This is a genomic window from Crocinitomicaceae bacterium, assembly GCA_016708105.1.
GTDB lineage: Bacteria > Bacteroidota > Bacteroidia > Flavobacteriales_D > Crocinitomicaceae > JADJGJ01.
On sequence record JADJGJ010000002.1, the window covers coordinates 325,121 to 340,096 of the forward strand.

Annotated in this window: 11 protein-coding genes; 2 read left to right on the forward strand and 9 right to left on the reverse strand. The window is 39.1% G+C overall.

The genetic code is table 11. The annotated features are described in order from the left end of the window. The first annotated feature begins 58 nt into the window (after positions 1–58). Together IPH66_12715 and IPH66_12720 are read left to right on the forward strand one after the other, a co-directional pair. Complete coding sequence (locus IPH66_12715) at positions 59–2,428, forward strand: T9SS type A sorting domain-containing protein (GenBank protein MBK7130207.1); 2,370 nt, start codon at positions 59–61, stop codon at positions 2,426–2,428. An 83-nt stretch (positions 2,429–2,511) separates the two neighbouring features. After that, positions 2,512–3,051, forward strand: coding sequence for a 3-hydroxyanthranilate 3,4-dioxygenase (locus tag IPH66_12720; GenBank protein ID MBK7130208.1), 540 nt, complete (start codon positions 2,512–2,514; stop codon positions 3,049–3,051). Positions 3,052–3,082: 31 nt separating this feature from the next. Here the strand turns inward: IPH66_12720 and IPH66_12725 are convergent, their stop codons facing one another. From IPH66_12725 to IPH66_12765, 9 genes are all read right to left on the reverse strand, one after another. After that, positions 3,083–3,487, reverse strand: a complete 405-nt coding sequence (locus IPH66_12725; protein ID MBK7130209.1) for a hypothetical protein — start codon at positions 3,485–3,487, stop codon at positions 3,083–3,085. A 9-nt stretch (positions 3,488–3,496) separates the two neighbouring features. Then, on the reverse strand, positions 3,497–7,345 hold the full coding sequence (locus IPH66_12730; GenBank protein MBK7130210.1) for a gliding motility-associated C-terminal domain-containing protein: 3,849 nt from the start codon (positions 7,343–7,345) through the stop codon (positions 3,497–3,499). Positions 7,346–7,617: 272 nt separating this feature from the next. Beyond that, the gene (locus IPH66_12735) at positions 7,618–8,061 is read right to left on the reverse strand and encodes a hypothetical protein (GenBank protein MBK7130211.1); all 444 of its coding nucleotides are present in this window, start codon (positions 8,059–8,061) and stop codon (positions 7,618–7,620) included. 30 nt (positions 8,062–8,091) lie between these two features. Next, positions 8,092–9,069: a polyprenyl synthetase family protein gene (locus tag IPH66_12740; protein MBK7130212.1), complete on the reverse strand. Its 978-nt coding sequence runs from the start codon at positions 9,067–9,069 to the stop codon at positions 8,092–8,094. Positions 9,070–9,137: 68 nt separating this feature from the next. Further along, a complete protein-coding gene (gene truB, locus IPH66_12745; GenBank protein ID MBK7130213.1) occupies positions 9,138–9,827 on the reverse strand; it encodes a tRNA pseudouridine(55) synthase TruB in 690 nt (229 codons plus the stop codon). Then, a complete protein-coding gene (locus tag IPH66_12750) occupies positions 9,827–10,621 on the reverse strand; it encodes an undecaprenyl-diphosphate phosphatase (protein MBK7130214.1) in 795 nt (264 codons plus the stop codon). Before IPH66_12750 ends, truB begins: the two co-directional genes overlap by 1 nt. Before the next feature lie 3 nt (positions 10,622–10,624). Next, positions 10,625–10,864 (reverse strand): DUF3098 domain-containing protein, encoded by a 240-nt coding sequence (locus IPH66_12755; protein MBK7130215.1) that lies wholly within the window; start codon positions 10,862–10,864, stop codon positions 10,625–10,627. A 3-nt stretch (positions 10,865–10,867) separates the two neighbouring features. Next, positions 10,868–11,740, reverse strand: coding sequence for a hypothetical protein (locus IPH66_12760; protein ID MBK7130216.1), 873 nt, complete (start codon positions 11,738–11,740; stop codon positions 10,868–10,870). A 105-nt stretch (positions 11,741–11,845) separates the two neighbouring features. Next, positions 11,846–14,920: a gliding motility-associated C-terminal domain-containing protein gene (locus tag IPH66_12765; GenBank protein ID MBK7130217.1), complete on the reverse strand. Its 3,075-nt coding sequence runs from the start codon at positions 14,918–14,920 to the stop codon at positions 11,846–11,848. Positions 14,921–14,976 lie beyond the last annotated feature (56 nt).

Consider the following 14,976-nt stretch of genomic DNA (forward strand, 5'->3'; position numbering starts at 1 on the left):
GAATGTCGTGAATTAATTAGTGCGTAATTTTGTCCCCTTCAACACTAAACTAATAAATATGAAAAAGTCTTTACTAATTTTTGGGCTGGCAGTCTCTGCTTGGGGTTCAGCTCAGGTGATTAACACCTATCCCTACAATCAAAACTTTGAAGGTGAAGGAGCATCTACAGCTTGTACCGGCTATACAATGCTAAGTACAGGATGGTCAAATGATCTATCAGATGCCAATGACTGGGTACCTGATGCGGGCGGCACTCCTTCTGCGTTGACTGGTCCAATCGTAGATTACAATCCGGGTAACGGAACCGGAAAATACATGTATACTGAGTCATCAGGATGCTTGAATGATCAAAGAAAACTGAACTCACCGTGGTTTGATTTAACAGGCGCAGCTGCTTACGAGTTGTCTTTTGCTTATCACATGTACGGAACAACTCAGGGTACTTTATCAATGGAATACAGAACAGGTTTAATTGAACCATGGACAGTATTAGTTCCACCAATGACTGACAATATTGATCTTTGGCAAGTAAGCTCTAGCGATATCACCATGTTGGCCGGAAATGATTCAGTTCAATTTAGATTTGTTGCTCAAGTAGGAACAAGTTTCTACAGTGACATGGCAATTGATGATTTCAATATTGAAGCAATGAGTTTCACTGTGGCTGTTGATTCTTACAATGATGTAACTTGTTTTGGTGCAAATGACGGCGAGATCACAGTATCTGCTTCCTTTGGTGTTCCGCCATTTACGTATTCATGGGATAACGGTGGCACAACCGCTACAATTTCAGGATTAGGTGCAGGCACATATTGCTGTACAGTTACTGATGATAATGGTGCATCTGATGTGGTTTGTCAAGTAATAACTGAATTAGCTACAGCTCCTCTTGCTGCTACAACACATGCAGTAAATGAATGGATATGTTTGGATTCAACAGGCGTATTAATTATTGACAACATCACCGGTGGTGTAAATATCACTCCAACATTCCCAAGTGAACTTTCTACTTATGCTTGTACTGGAGTAGCTGATACTTTCAGTGTTGATGTAACATCTACCACTTTGAATACAACAACAACTTACCCATGCCCGCTTGGTAACTTTTATTGGGGTAACCGTGAACAGTTTTTATTCAGAGCGGCAGAATTAAACACAATGGGAGTTCAACCAGGAAACATTTCAGGTATTGCATTTTATGTTCAAAGCACAGGTACTTCTACACTTACCTTGAATAACTGGACTATTAAAATGGGTGCAACAACAAACAACAATACATTAGCTTGGGACAACAGTACTGTTGAGGTGCTTGCGCCTGCAACACACACTATTACTGTTGGATGGAACTGGTTCAATTTTGATACTCCTTATTACTGGAATGGAATTGACAACCTAGTTTTAGAAACTTGTTTCAATAATTCAAACTACACTGAAAATGTGATCATGACCATGACAACTCCTGATGTTGTGAATACATCTTCAATTTACTACCGTGCGGATAATGCAACTGTTTGTGGAGCTAGTACTATTACTGGTACAAGTACAACAAGACCAGTAACGCAATTCATTAATTGTTATGTGAATACTTCAACAGGATTTGACTATGTGTATTCATGGAGCAATGGATCAATTTCCGATACCACGTATGTACCAGCCGGTACTTATACGCTGACTGTTACTGATGGTGTTGGTTGTGAGGTTCAGGAAACAATTACAATTAGTGAATCTATGCCGGTTAATATTGATGATGTAACTATTTGTGAAACTAACCCAACTGTTTATGCTGCATCAGCAGGATTTGATACATATCTATGGAGTAACGGAGCAACTTCAAACGTGAACTCTATATCAACTGCAGGCACTTATTATGTCACAGCAACAGATTCTTTGGGATGTGTTACTTCTGATACTGCTTATGTAAGTTCGTTACCTGCTCCTGTTCTCGCTGCTTCACCTTCTCCTGAAACGTATGGAAATGACGGAGCTATTTATCTTTCAATCTATGGTTCTGCTTATCCTTTCATGGTTGATTGGGACAATGATGGTACTGGTGACAATGATGATACTGAAAATCTTTTCTACCTTACTTCAGGTGACTATACAGTTATTGTAACTGATAGCAACGGATGTTATACCACACTCACTGTTACTGTTGACAGCCAAGTTGGTGTTGATGAAAATGGAAATACATTGTATACCATCTACCCAAATCCTGTTTCTGAAGTTCTCTTCATTCAACCTGCCGGTACATTTGCTGACAACGTAAGTGGTCAATTAGTTGATGTTACAGGTAAAGTAATTGAAACTTTCTCAATGAACAGTGCAAACGCAGTTCAGGTAGATATGAGCCAGCACCAAAGTGGTGTTTACTTCATTCACATATTGATTGATGGAGAAGTTTACATTACCAAAGTAGTAAAAGAATAATAAAAGCAATTTATTATATGAAACGCCCCGACAACCTCGGGGCGTTTTTTTTATCTTAGCATCTGAATTCTAACCCCCATATTATGCCAATACGTGCTCCGTTTAATTTGAAAAAGTGGATTGATGAAAACAGAAATCTGTTGAAACCTCCTGTATCAAATAAAAATTTGTACACTGAATCAGGTGACTATATTGTGATGATAGTTGGCGGGCCAAATGCAAGAAAAGATTATCACTTCAATGAAACGGAAGAACTTTTTTATCAGATTGAAGGAGACATATCTGTAACCATTCAAGAGGATGGCAAGGCGAGAAAAATTGAAATCAAAGAAGGTGATATGTTTCTTTTGCCGGCCAACACCCCGCATAGCCCGGCGCGTCCTGAAAATACCGTTGGTCTTGTAGTTGAATGTGTGCGCAAGGGAACAAATTTCAGAGATGGCTTACTTTGGTTCTGTGACAAATGCAATCACAAATTACATGAAACCTATTTTGAGTTAGAGAATGTAGAAAAAGATTTTCAGCCGCGATTCAGAGAATTTTACAATTCACTTGATTTGCGCACGTGTAAAAAATGCGGACACGTGATGGAGACTGACCCACGCTTCACTGACGAAAAGTAGTTGTGTGTTTTAGATAAATGCATGGGAGGCATTATAGGCCTAACATGGTTCTTAAATAATTTTCCAGTTCAATTTTAAGTGAAGAGTTGGAATCAACAAATAAACTTTTTTTGCCAATCACCAAGGTACCACAACCCATCAGACGGGTGTCTAATTGATTCTTTTTATCTTTTATAATTGATTTGATTAAAGTTGAAATGAAATCAAATTCCGGTTCATTAATGGATGTTGATTTTGGTTCACCTCCAGAATATTCTCCTGATGAACTTTCACTGGGTTTAATCGGATTATAAATCAAACTATCTGTACGAATAATGAATTCATTGTTGTTTCCATCAACATAAATATAAGCCGGAGAATCTGGTTTGGCGGCAGACATACCAAGTAATGATATAGCGCAAATAAAAACCGGAAAAAATATTTTTTGAATTTTCATAACTTGATTTTATTTCAGTACAGTGACATGACCTCTTAACTGATGTTCATTTTCATCAAGGTCTTTATACATGATCACCCAAACATACACATCATCCGGAACTTTTGTGCCATTATACGTGCCGTCCCACTGATGATCAATAGAAGATGTTGAATAAACAATTTCACCCCAACGATTAAAGATGAGCATTTCAAAGTAAGAGATATTCTGAGTTATTGCTTGAAAATAATTATTGTGCTGATCTCCATTTGGTGTAAAGGCGTTAGGAACATAGATTAAAGGATCAAAATAGATAGGAACATTGGCGCTTGCTGTGCAGCCGTTCTGATCTACAACCGTTGCGGTATAAATCATTTCACCCGGAGGATAAACAAAATTTTCAGCGCACTCAACACAGTAAACATAGTAAGGAGGAGACCAAATGATGGTTCCGTTTGCTTCAGCCCAAATTGGAACCGTATCTCCCTGCACGGCATATACTGCCGGTGATACCGTAATAACAGGTGATTCATATAATTCAACGGTTGTGATTAATGAGGTAGAACATCCGTAGATATCTGTTATTGTAACTGTGTAGGTTGTGTTGTTGTTTGGGTTGGCGGTAGTCACAGAATCATGCGGATCAGAAAGTGTGCCTGTCGGAGTCCAGCTGTAGCTTACTCCGCCTGATGCCCATAATACCGCTTCACCTTCAGGACAAATAATGGTGTCCGGTGAAACATATCCTGTCACTTCAATGACATCAACATGTACGGTATCAAAAGTTGAACCGCAGGCGTTGGTGAATTTAACAGCATAACTTGTATCAACCGATGGCCAAACAAAAGGATTATAAATATTGGTTGCACTGATATTGTAATTTGGGCTCCATAAATAACTTGTCGCACCATGCGCGGCAATCTGCACTTCATCGCCTTTGCAGAGTGCAACGTAATCAACTAGATTTGGATAAGGTAAATCTTGATCAACTATGACTTTCACCGTGTCAAAAATATGGCATCCTTCAGGGGTGACAATTTCAACAACGTACGTGGTAGTAATTAAAGGTGTTGCTATTGGAGATGAGCTTGAAGGATCATCTAAAGAAACCGGTGGTGTCCAGGAATACGTTTCACCTCCGGCTACAAAAAGTTGAGCTGAACCTCCTACGCAAATTGCGGTATCAGGACTTGCAGCAGCATCAGCACCAAAGACGTGTACAATAACATCAACCGTACTTTGTCCGCAATCACTTTCTACAACAACGGTGAAAGTTGTTTCTTCCCATATTGTAGCCACCGGATTTGCACTTGTGGAGTCATCTAAAAATTCACCCGGACCCCAAACATAAGAGTCGCCACCAATTGCCCAAAGTTGTACTGATTCTCCCGGACAAATAGTATCAGCAAGTGTTCCTGCTTCAGCTTGTAATAATTGAATTTCTACATCTACATACGCGGTATCCGGTAAAAAACAACCCATGGAATCAGACACAATAAGCATGGCAGTGTAGTTACCCGGTGTGGTGTAAAAGTGCGTTGGTTCGTAGTCAGTTGAAGTTGATCCATCGCCAAAATCCCAGAAGTAAGAATTCCCGTTCTGGCTGTTGTTGTCAAATATAACAGGGTCAGGAATGCATATCACGGGAGTTCCAAGACCAAGCACGGCTTCAATTTGATTTAACTCAAAAAGAAATGCCGCAAGATTACAATTGTTGCTGTTATTAGTTGGAGAAAAAACACCGGGTGAAGTTGGAAAACCATTTGGATTACCACCGCACGCCGCGCATACTGCGTGATAAATTCCGCCTCCTTTGTCAAAACGAGAAGTTCCTCCATCCACATGATCATTGGCACCGGTTGTACTTCCCATAAAGGTTGCATATTTCAACGTGAGCATATCTTTAGAATATTGAGCCAAATAGAAATTGCTGCCAGATGTGGTGAGTTGGTATGCATCCGGCGTCACAGGAAAACCAAGTGTAGTACTATTAATGGCAGATGAGTTGGTTGAATTGGTAACACCGCCCCAGCCCGCAATAAAAATTTCATAACAATCACTTACGAGAAAAGCAGTGGGTGAAATTTCTTCGTTTCCACTACCTCTGCCAAACACTGATGACCATTGTGTGGTAGTTAAATCATTGCTGATTTTGTGTATAAATTGTCCGCTATTGGGATTAACGTAGTGACCTGAAGTAACGGTGTAGGGACCTTTGGTTTGTCCGTAAACATAAACGTAATTATCAATGTCCAACTGAACAAAATACGCTTGATCATAATCATTTGTTCCAAGATAAGTTCCTTTTACGGTACCATAACCGGGGGCAGCAAAACGGTAAACGTATCCATCAGTTGTACCGCCTTTGAAACTAGGATTCATGCTGCCGGTTGTGTTTAATAAATTTGCACTGGTTGTTCCGCCTGCAACAAAAATATCTCCATTAGAATCAAGTTGAACAGAGTTACCCGACTCTAAACCTGATCCACCAATATAGGTACTCCAAAGAAGTGAAGTAAGATTGCCATTGAGTTTTGCAACAATCGCATCTTGCGTGCCGCCTAAGGTGTTATCAAAACCTCCGACAATTGGAAAGTTAGTAGATTGCGTACTGGAAGTAACATAGACAGATGAATTGTCAACCATAATTTCACCGCGGAAAACATCTCCATAATTAAATGCAATGTCATTACCGCTTGACATACCGTCATTACCTGTTCCACCAAGATACGTGCTGCCAATAATTGAATTGCCTGATGCAGATAGTTTGGTGATGAATAAATCAGATCCATCAAAAGTCACATAGTTGTCAAACATGAAAGATGCTCCACCCTGTTTAGTGGTTTGATAAGCACCTGCGCTGACAGGAAAATTAGTTGACGAAGTAACGCCAAACACGTACAATTCATTGGCATCATTTACAATTAATGAGTGAGGAGACTCTTCATCATTTCCACCTAAATAAGTAGAGAAAAGAATGCCTGATCCGGTTGAATTAAATTTAGTAATTCCTATATCAATTTGTCCCCCGTTAAATGAGCCGTCAAGTGGTCCTGATGAGGTAGGGTATCCAGAACCAAAAACAATTCCTGCGGCAATAAGATTTTTGTTCTGATCAGGGCATGCAGTCATTCCCCAGTTGTCAGCTGAAGAGCCTGTGAATGTAGAAAAAGTTAAATCAGGATCTATAACTAAAACAGCCGAAGTATCATAGCCGTTTGGAAAAACAAAGTGCATTTGATTTCCGTTGAGTTGATAATAACATGCAACTTCAGTTTTTTTATCATCAATGATTTGATATGCTTTTGGTTTGCCTTCAATGATATTTCCTAAACTGGTTTCAATGATTAGTTGATCATTTTGAATATATACTCTATCATGCCCTTCATACTCTACAACAAAATCTTCAGCGTTAGCACCGGGTTGAACAAGCACGTCATATTTGAGCGTAGCATTATTTTCATAGATATGTAAATCAATTCCGTTGTAGAGAGAAAGATATCTTACTTCATTACAGGCATAAACATTAGTTGCCCATTTAGATGAATCAGAACCAAGGAAATAATTTTCATAAAATGGAGCGGGTTCACGCTCTTCAAATCCGGGATTAGGATTAGCGCCAATAAAGTGCGTGCGCACTACGTGAGATTTCATTTCTTCAGGTTTTTCTTCATCATCATGGTGATGTCTGAATTCACTGAAATTTGTAAACGCGTATGTGAAACCGCCTTTCTCTAAAAACATCTGACCGCCGGGCACGTTGATGAGGTATTCAACATTGTCATGCCACTGACCGCGGTTTGGGCGCATCCAAATTTCATCCTGACCAAAGATTGGCAGAAGAAAAAAGCTGAATAGGATGAGCAATAAGTTTTTCATTTCAATGTATGCTTGACCAGGTTTGGTTTGTATGATGATGAAATGAGGTACACAAGGGTTGCACAAAATTCATCTATCAAATACCGTACCTGTCTAAACGTTTAACGGCTTAATAAGGTTGCTTTGTAAGCTCTGATCAAATGTACTAAAAATCAACGATTTAATTTGTGTCCTGCTTAAAATGTATGATCTAGTGAGTTAACGGTAATTGATTGGCTTTGTTTTGCGTGAGCCGAGTAAAAAGACTAAGTCCCTTTAGAGATCTTTGAAAATCAGTATTTTTCTTCTTTAGAAATATTGCCTTCTTCATCGTAGAAGGTCCAGGTTCCGGTTTTTAGGTCATTTTTATATTCACCCACATACCTGATTTGTCCGTTAGGAAAAAAAGTAATTGAATGACCTTCTTTTTTTCCCTTGGTGTAATATGACTCACTCCATTTATTTCCGTTATCATAATATGAAATCCAAAGCCCTTCACGTTGAAGTGAGTCATTGTAAATTCCTTTCATTTTTACCGCACCGTTGGGATGATAATCAGTATAATCACCGGGTAAAATTTCAGGCGTCAATGAATTATTTTGGATAGGATTAGTTTGTGTTTTGGTTGAGTCATTCTCTCTTTTATCTTCTTTATTTTTTCCCCCGTTACAAGAAATAAACGCGATTAAAATCAGAGAAAAAAACACGACAGAAAAAGCGAATTTATTTTTTTGCATGATTGAAAAATTCAATTCCATAAGTGCATACTATTTTTCACGATAAACGGTGTATTCAACTAAACCGGCAAGAGCATTTTTTGGGGCTGAGTCGGGGAATTCATTCAAAAGATTCAACGCTTCATTTTTCAATTCAATCATTTTGTCATAGGCATATTTTACACCGCCTGAAGACACTACTAATTCAATTGCGCGCTTAACTTTAGCAGATTCTTCGTTGTGATTTTTAACGATATTCATAAGCTCTCTTTGAATTTCTGCGCTTGCATTTTTCAAGGCAAAAATTAAGGGTAGCGTAATTTTTCTTTCACGAATATCATTGCCGGTTGGTTTTCCAATTTTATCACCATCACCGTAATCAAAAATGTCATCTTTAATTTGAAAAGCCAGCCCAACTAATTCACCAAACTTTTTCATTTTATCAACTTGATCTTGATCATCAGAAACTGACGATGCGCCGGCTGCGCAACAAGATGCGATCAGTGAAGCTGTTTTTTGTCTGATGATTTCAAAATATATTTCTTCGGTGATATCTAATTTTCTCGCTTTTTCAATTTGAAGTAATTCGCCTTCACTCATTTCTTTTACCGCGGTGGAAACAATTTGTAGAATTTTAAATTCTTTGTTTTCTACCGATAAAAGTAAACCTCTTGAAAGCAGATAATCTCCAACGAGTACTGCAATTTTATTTTTCCATAAAGCGTTGACAGAGAAAAAACCACGACGTTCGTTAGCATCATCAACAACATCATCATGAACTAAGGTAGCGGTGTGCAAAAGTTCAATTAATCCGGCGGCGGTGTAGGTTGAATCTTTCACTTGTCCGTTAATGCATTTTGCAGAGAGAAAAACAAACATGGGGCGCATTTGTTTGCCCTGTCTTTTGATTACATAATGCATGATTTTATCTAGCAGAGCAACGTCAGTGCGCAATGATTCTTTGAATTTGTCTTCAAAAATCAACATCTCATCTTTTACGCTGTCTTTTATTTCCTGCACGGATACCATGTTTGCAAAGATAGCGCCGAGAGGTTAAAATCAGATAAAAAAATTATGCATTGTGGCAAGATTTACTACTAGTCAGAGTTTTCTGTTAATGAATCAACAAAAATTTCAGGGGTGACAGCATGTGCAACTTGAAAATTTCCAATTGCCGTGCGGCGCAATGCCGTGAGATGTCCGCCGCATTTCAGAATCAAACCAAAATCGTTTGCAATACTTCTGATATAGGTGCCTTTTGAACATGTGATTTTAAAATGAATATCAGGCAACGCAATGCCGGTAATTAAGAACTCAGAAACCAGAATTTTTTTTGGTTTTAATATGACATCTTTCCCTGCACGAGCCAAGTCATACGCTCGTTTTCCATCCACTCGTTTGGCGCTAAAAATGGGAGGCATTTGATCATATTCACCGGTTAACTTGCGTGCTGCTTCAACCAACATTTCTTCAGTGAGGTGATTCAGTTCAAAAGTTTGATCAATTTCAGTTTCAAGATCAAAAGAAGGAGTAGTTGCTCCAACCCGAATGGTACCGGAATAAGTTTTGTCCAAACCCATGAGTGAATCAATTTCTTTTGTTTTTTTTCCGGTGCAGATGATGAGTAACCCTGTGGCAAGCGGGTCAAGTGTTCCGGCGTGTCCAACCTTGATGTTTTTTACTCCGGTTTTTCGTTTCAAGTGATGTCTGATTTTATTCACTGCCTGAAATGATGTCCAGGTAAGTGGCTTATCAATGAGTAAAATTTCACCGGCAACAAAATCCATCAGATGATTTGAAGATTATATCCACCCCAAATAAGGGAAAGCAAAATGATTCCAACAACAATGCGATAATATCCAAAAACGCGAAAACCATTTTTAGTGAGATATCCGATAAATGATTTGATGGCAACAAATGCAACAACAAAAGCAACTATGTTACCTACTATCAAGATCCATATTTCATTATTGGTTGATTCAATGAGCATATCTTTTTCATCCCACATAGTTTTTACTGTTGCTGCAAACATGGTAGGTACGGCAAGAAAAAATGAAAATTCGGCAGCCGCTTTTCTGGTAAGTTTTTGTGAAAGTCCTCCAACAATAGTGGCGGCTGATCTTGAAACGCCGGGCACCATAGCAAGGCACTGTATCAGCCCAATAAAAAAAGCTGAAATAAAAGTTACTTCACCTTTTCCTTCGGTTTCATTTTTTGCAAACCATTTGTCAATGAAAATGAGAAAAACACCACCCACTAATAAAGAAATGGCAACCACTGTAACATTGTCAAGCAAGCCATCAATGGTATCTTTTAATAATAAACCTATAATTCCGGTTGGAATAAATGCAACAAAAAGTTTGTAGTAGAATGACATGGATTGAAAAAACTTTTTGAAGTATAAAACTACCACAGATAGAATAGCGCCAAACTGAATGGCAACTGTAAAAAGTTTTGTAAAATCATCATCTGCAATACCCATAAAGGTTGATGCGATGATCATGTGTCCGGTGGAAGAAACGGGTAAAAATTCAGTGAGGCCTTCAATGATGGCCAGTAAAATTGCTGCGAAAAAATCCATGGATTAAACCTGTACGTTCGGTTTTTTCATGATGCCGTAAATCACCACTGCATACCCTGCAATAACCAAAAACGGAGCAATGGTAATACGCACTGATGAGAATAATTCGTCTGCATTAAATACATTCGGATCTTCAGAACCGCCGCCAATCATTAGCACAAAACCAAGTAATGTAACTGCTATACCGGCAAGTATGATGTAGATATTATTTTTTCCGAAAACAAATTTTTCTTTTGCTGCCATACGTCAATAGAGGTTGTCAAGATTTAGGCGAAGATACTTACGTAAAGCGAAAAAAGTTGAAAGTACAGTCATAATTATTCCAAAAATTACAATTCCGGCCAGAACTATTAGGAAAATAGAGACATCAGTCATCTCCAGAAAAATAGGATCATAGCGTTCAAGTAGCATGATGAAACCTAATACCAAACTACCGGCAATCAAACCTGAAATAATAGCCTGACCAATGGCTGACAGAATAAATGGTCGTTGAATAAATGTGGGTGTGGCGCCAACCAATTGCATAGTTTTAATGAGAAATCGCTTAGAGTACAAGGACAACCGAATGGTGTTATTAATCATTCCAACTGCAATGAATAATAGCATTAAGGCAATGAGCAGAACAAAATATACCAGCCTTTGTAGATTTTTATTTACCTCTTCAAAAACTTCTTCTCGGTATGATACTTCAGTGAGTTGACCCGCATATTCCTGCATGAGTTCAGCTTCAATTTTTTTGACGCTTTCGCCGTTAAAATGTGATTCTTTCAATGTGATGATGACTGATTGACTAAGTGGATTTTCATTGTCAATGATAGCTAAAGCAGAATCACCAACTTCTTCACGCAGTATTTCCCAGGCTTCACTACTTGAGCGGTAGTAAGCTTTTGAAACGTATGTTTTAGCTGCAAGTTCACGTTCAATGACAGCCAGTTCTGCCTCTGTGACATCTTGTTCAAAAAATAAGTCAATCTCAAAACTTTCAATTTTACTATTTTTAAGATGATTAAGACCCAAGATAAACCAGGTAACTACGCCGGTGATGAACAATACCATGACAATTCCAATCACGGTTGAAACGTATGCTGTTTTTAAACCTCGTTTTGGAGCTTGCGCCATCTCAAAAAATTAGATAGGCGTAAAATTATAAAAGAAAGACAAGCAAGCCCGGCAAGAAATCATCTCAAAGGCAGAATTTGTGAAAAATGATAAGTTGAAAACCCGTTAATTTCTTACCAAATGCACCGTGCCCTGCCCTTCAAACTCAGTACCGTTTGATGCTACTCCGTGATAAATGAAAAAGTAGACACCATCAGTTGCCGGTTTTCCGTTTTTGGTGGTGCCGTCCCATGCATCAGTGATACTAGTGAACTGGAACATCTCTTTACCCCAACGGTCAAATACTGTACACTCAAATTCAACAATTGCAGTTTGACGATTTTCAAAAGTGAATAAAGGGTTAGCTGCATCATTGCCCGGTGTGAACACGTTAGGTGCAACCAAAGTTGGGTAATCATAAATTGTCAACACCTTGCAGGTTGTATCTGAACATCCGTTTTTATTTAATGCAACCAAACAAACTTCATATTGCCCTTCAGCATAATAACATGTATCAAATACTTCATTTACATCATGGCTAATTTGCCAAGGTAAGTTATACCCCATTTCCCAGAAGAAGGTGGTATCAGCCAAAGGATCATATTCATTAGCAAAATATTGTGATGTATTTTCAAATTCAGTACATACAATTGCAGTTCCTGAAAGTGAAGGAATATCTAATGATGCATCAGCAGATAATACATTGAAATTGGCAATTGGATTAACTGAATCTAGCTGAATAGTTTCAACTAAAGTACAACCTACATCATCAGTCACCGTCATTTGATATGTAGCCGGATTCAAGCCTCCCCATGTTGTAGCATTTGTATTTGCTCCGGTTGATAAATTCACCCATTCATATTCATAATCAGGCACACCACCACTTGCTGATGCGTACACAACACCATTACCTGATTGATATGAGAACATGCGACAAAAAGCAGGGTGTGAACCAAATTCTGCAAACACGATTTCAGGATTTTGTGTCAAGGTAAATTCATATTGGTTGTAGCATAATTCGTCTTGTATAGTAAGCACGTAAGTTCCTATGGGCAATCCGCTTGCTAGATTTGAAGTTGAAGGAGGATTTGGAATAACACCTGCAAGGTTCCAGAAATAACTTACATTACCCACTGCATTTGAAACGCTGTCAACAATAATTCCGCCGGTGCTGTCACCATAACAAAGAATGTCTTTGACGGTAAAGTGTCCGTATAGAGAATCAGGCTGTCCTAAATCAATCTGAATAGAATCTTTGCAACCATTGTCATCAGTCACAAATGCCCAATAGGTTCCGGCTGACAAATTATTAAAAGTATTACTTGAGTTTGCCGGATTCCATGAATACGTTACCGGACTTACTCCTCCGGTTGAAGATACAGTAATTGATCCGTCACTGAAACCATAACAAACCGGTTCATTTTGATTGGTAACATAAACGTCTAATTCTTGTGGTGCCCCAATAACAATTGGAATGGTCACCTCACATCCTGAATCATCTGTAATAGTTACGCTCCAGTTTCCGGGCTCAAGACCGTTTTGCGTGTTATTTGTCCAGTTGCCTGAAAGAATTTGTCCTGAAGGGCCGTTCCAAACAATGGTCACAACACTGCCACTTGGCGTTGGTGTTGCAGAAATTTGTGCGCTGCCATTGCCATCACCGTAGCAAGCCTCATCAGTTTGTGCTACAATTTGTACATCTATATAGTGACCGGTAGATGTGATGGTAACTGCACTATCCGTAATGCATCCCTCTTGATCTGCAACAATGATGTTTACCAATGTTCCTGCAATATCAGAATATGAATCGGTTGTTCCTGTTGTTGGCGGATCACCGGCCATAATAATTGTGTAGGGTGCTCCATTTCCTGATGTGCCGTTCACAGTTACATCTACGTCACCGTTACCACCCAACGGACAAGTAAGTGCCGGTGTTACCGTAATATTCTGAATAACCGGTGCAAGAAAATTTCCACTAATGCTTGCGGTACATCCTTGCGCATCGGTTATATCAATCTCATACGTGTCACCATTTTCAAAATCTGTGATGGTTGCGGTACCTCCGTTTGGTACTGAGGTTGAAACTAAATTTCCATCACCTTGATTCACGATAGAATAGTTACCTGATCCGCCTGAAATTTGAATATCCATGCCGTTCACCACCGCAGGCGGATTACAATTAATAACTGCCGTTGTTTGAATCGCACAAGCATACGTAACCTGCACAGCATCTCCTAATACAAAACAGTCATTGTTATTTTTATCCCAATGTAAACCACCGTTATCATTTACTCCGTTGGCTACGTTATTATTTCCTCCAACACCATCATCACCTGCAATGGGAACAAACCAGTAGGTTCCGCAACCTAAACCTGAAATAACCGGACTAGTTCCATTATTGATATCAGACAAAACATCACCTGGAATGATCATATTTAAAAATCCGGGATCAGTTGCAGGGTCAGCGCTGGTTGGTGCTGCATCATATACAAGCCACATGAGTTGGGCAGAATAAATACCATCACCAATTGGCAAGGGTAAGGTGTCATTAGGCAAAATATAATCACCGTTGCTGATTATTTCAAAATCTTCTCCTTCACACAAGTAAACCGGAGCAGCGGTGAGTGATCCATTTTTTTCTATGACGTAAGTTCCGGGGTTAGAAACGCAAGGATCAGGAGTAACTATATTACAGTTGGTTCCACCGGTACCTCCTGACTGAACTAATGTGAGGTCTTGAACAATACTGGCAAAGTTGGCAATTAAAATAACATATACTTGTCCAACTACTGCACTTGGAATATTGATAAATTCTGTAGCTGACGGAGATATTCCGCAATCAATTACCACATCTGAACCCGGCGCATTACCGAGGTTACCGCAATTATTCACCGCATCAGCATAACTGGCAAAAGGACCCCAGCAAACAAAATCAATATCTGAGCCTGCCGTCAATGTCATATCAATATTACCTGCAATACCCACTTCAAGATAGTACCATGATGGGTTAGGGCCTGTCCACATACACCCATAATTGTTGGTTGGAAATGCTGATACTGCATTTACACCACCTGTGCCTGCGGTAAAAGTTAAACCCACGTCAGTACAAATAGGCTCCATATCTTCACAAAGCGCGTTTTGTGCCTGTGCGGTGCTGATACCAGCAGCAAAAATTAGGGTCAGAATGCTTTTATAGCTCATAGCGGGTTATTTTATCATAACTAAGACGCAGCCAAGATATAAACGTTGCACCATAT

Excerpts from the sequence above, each read along its gene's own strand:
- IPH66_12755 (MBK7130215.1), bottom strand. The coding sequence starts at position 10,864 with ATGGCAGCAAAAGAAAAATTTGTTTTCGGAAAAAATAATATCTACATC.
- IPH66_12715 (MBK7130207.1), top strand. The coding sequence starts at position 59 with ATGAAAAAGTCTTTACTAATTTTTGGGCTGGCAGTCTCTGCTTGGGGT.
- IPH66_12740 (MBK7130212.1), bottom strand. The coding sequence starts at position 9,069 with ATGGTATCCGTGCAGGAAATAAAAGACAGCGTAAAAGATGAGATGTTG.
- IPH66_12735 (MBK7130211.1), bottom strand. The coding sequence starts at position 8,061 with ATGCAAAAAAATAAATTCGCTTTTTCTGTCGTGTTTTTTTCTCTGATT.
- IPH66_12725 (MBK7130209.1), bottom strand. The coding sequence starts at position 3,487 with ATGAAAATTCAAAAAATATTTTTTCCGGTTTTTATTTGCGCTATATCA.
- truB (MBK7130213.1), bottom strand. The coding sequence starts at position 9,827 with ATGGATTTTGTTGCCGGTGAAATTTTACTCATTGATAAGCCACTTACC.
- IPH66_12765 (MBK7130217.1), bottom strand. The coding sequence starts at position 14,920 with ATGAGCTATAAAAGCATTCTGACCCTAATTTTTGCTGCTGGTATCAGC.
- IPH66_12730 (MBK7130210.1), bottom strand. The coding sequence starts at position 7,345 with ATGAAAAACTTATTGCTCATCCTATTCAGCTTTTTTCTTCTGCCAATC.
- IPH66_12750 (MBK7130214.1), bottom strand. The coding sequence starts at position 10,621 with ATGGATTTTTTCGCAGCAATTTTACTGGCCATCATTGAAGGCCTCACT.
- IPH66_12760 (MBK7130216.1), bottom strand. The coding sequence starts at position 11,740 with ATGGCGCAAGCTCCAAAACGAGGTTTAAAAACAGCATACGTTTCAACC.
- IPH66_12720 (MBK7130208.1), top strand. The coding sequence starts at position 2,512 with ATGCCAATACGTGCTCCGTTTAATTTGAAAAAGTGGATTGATGAAAAC.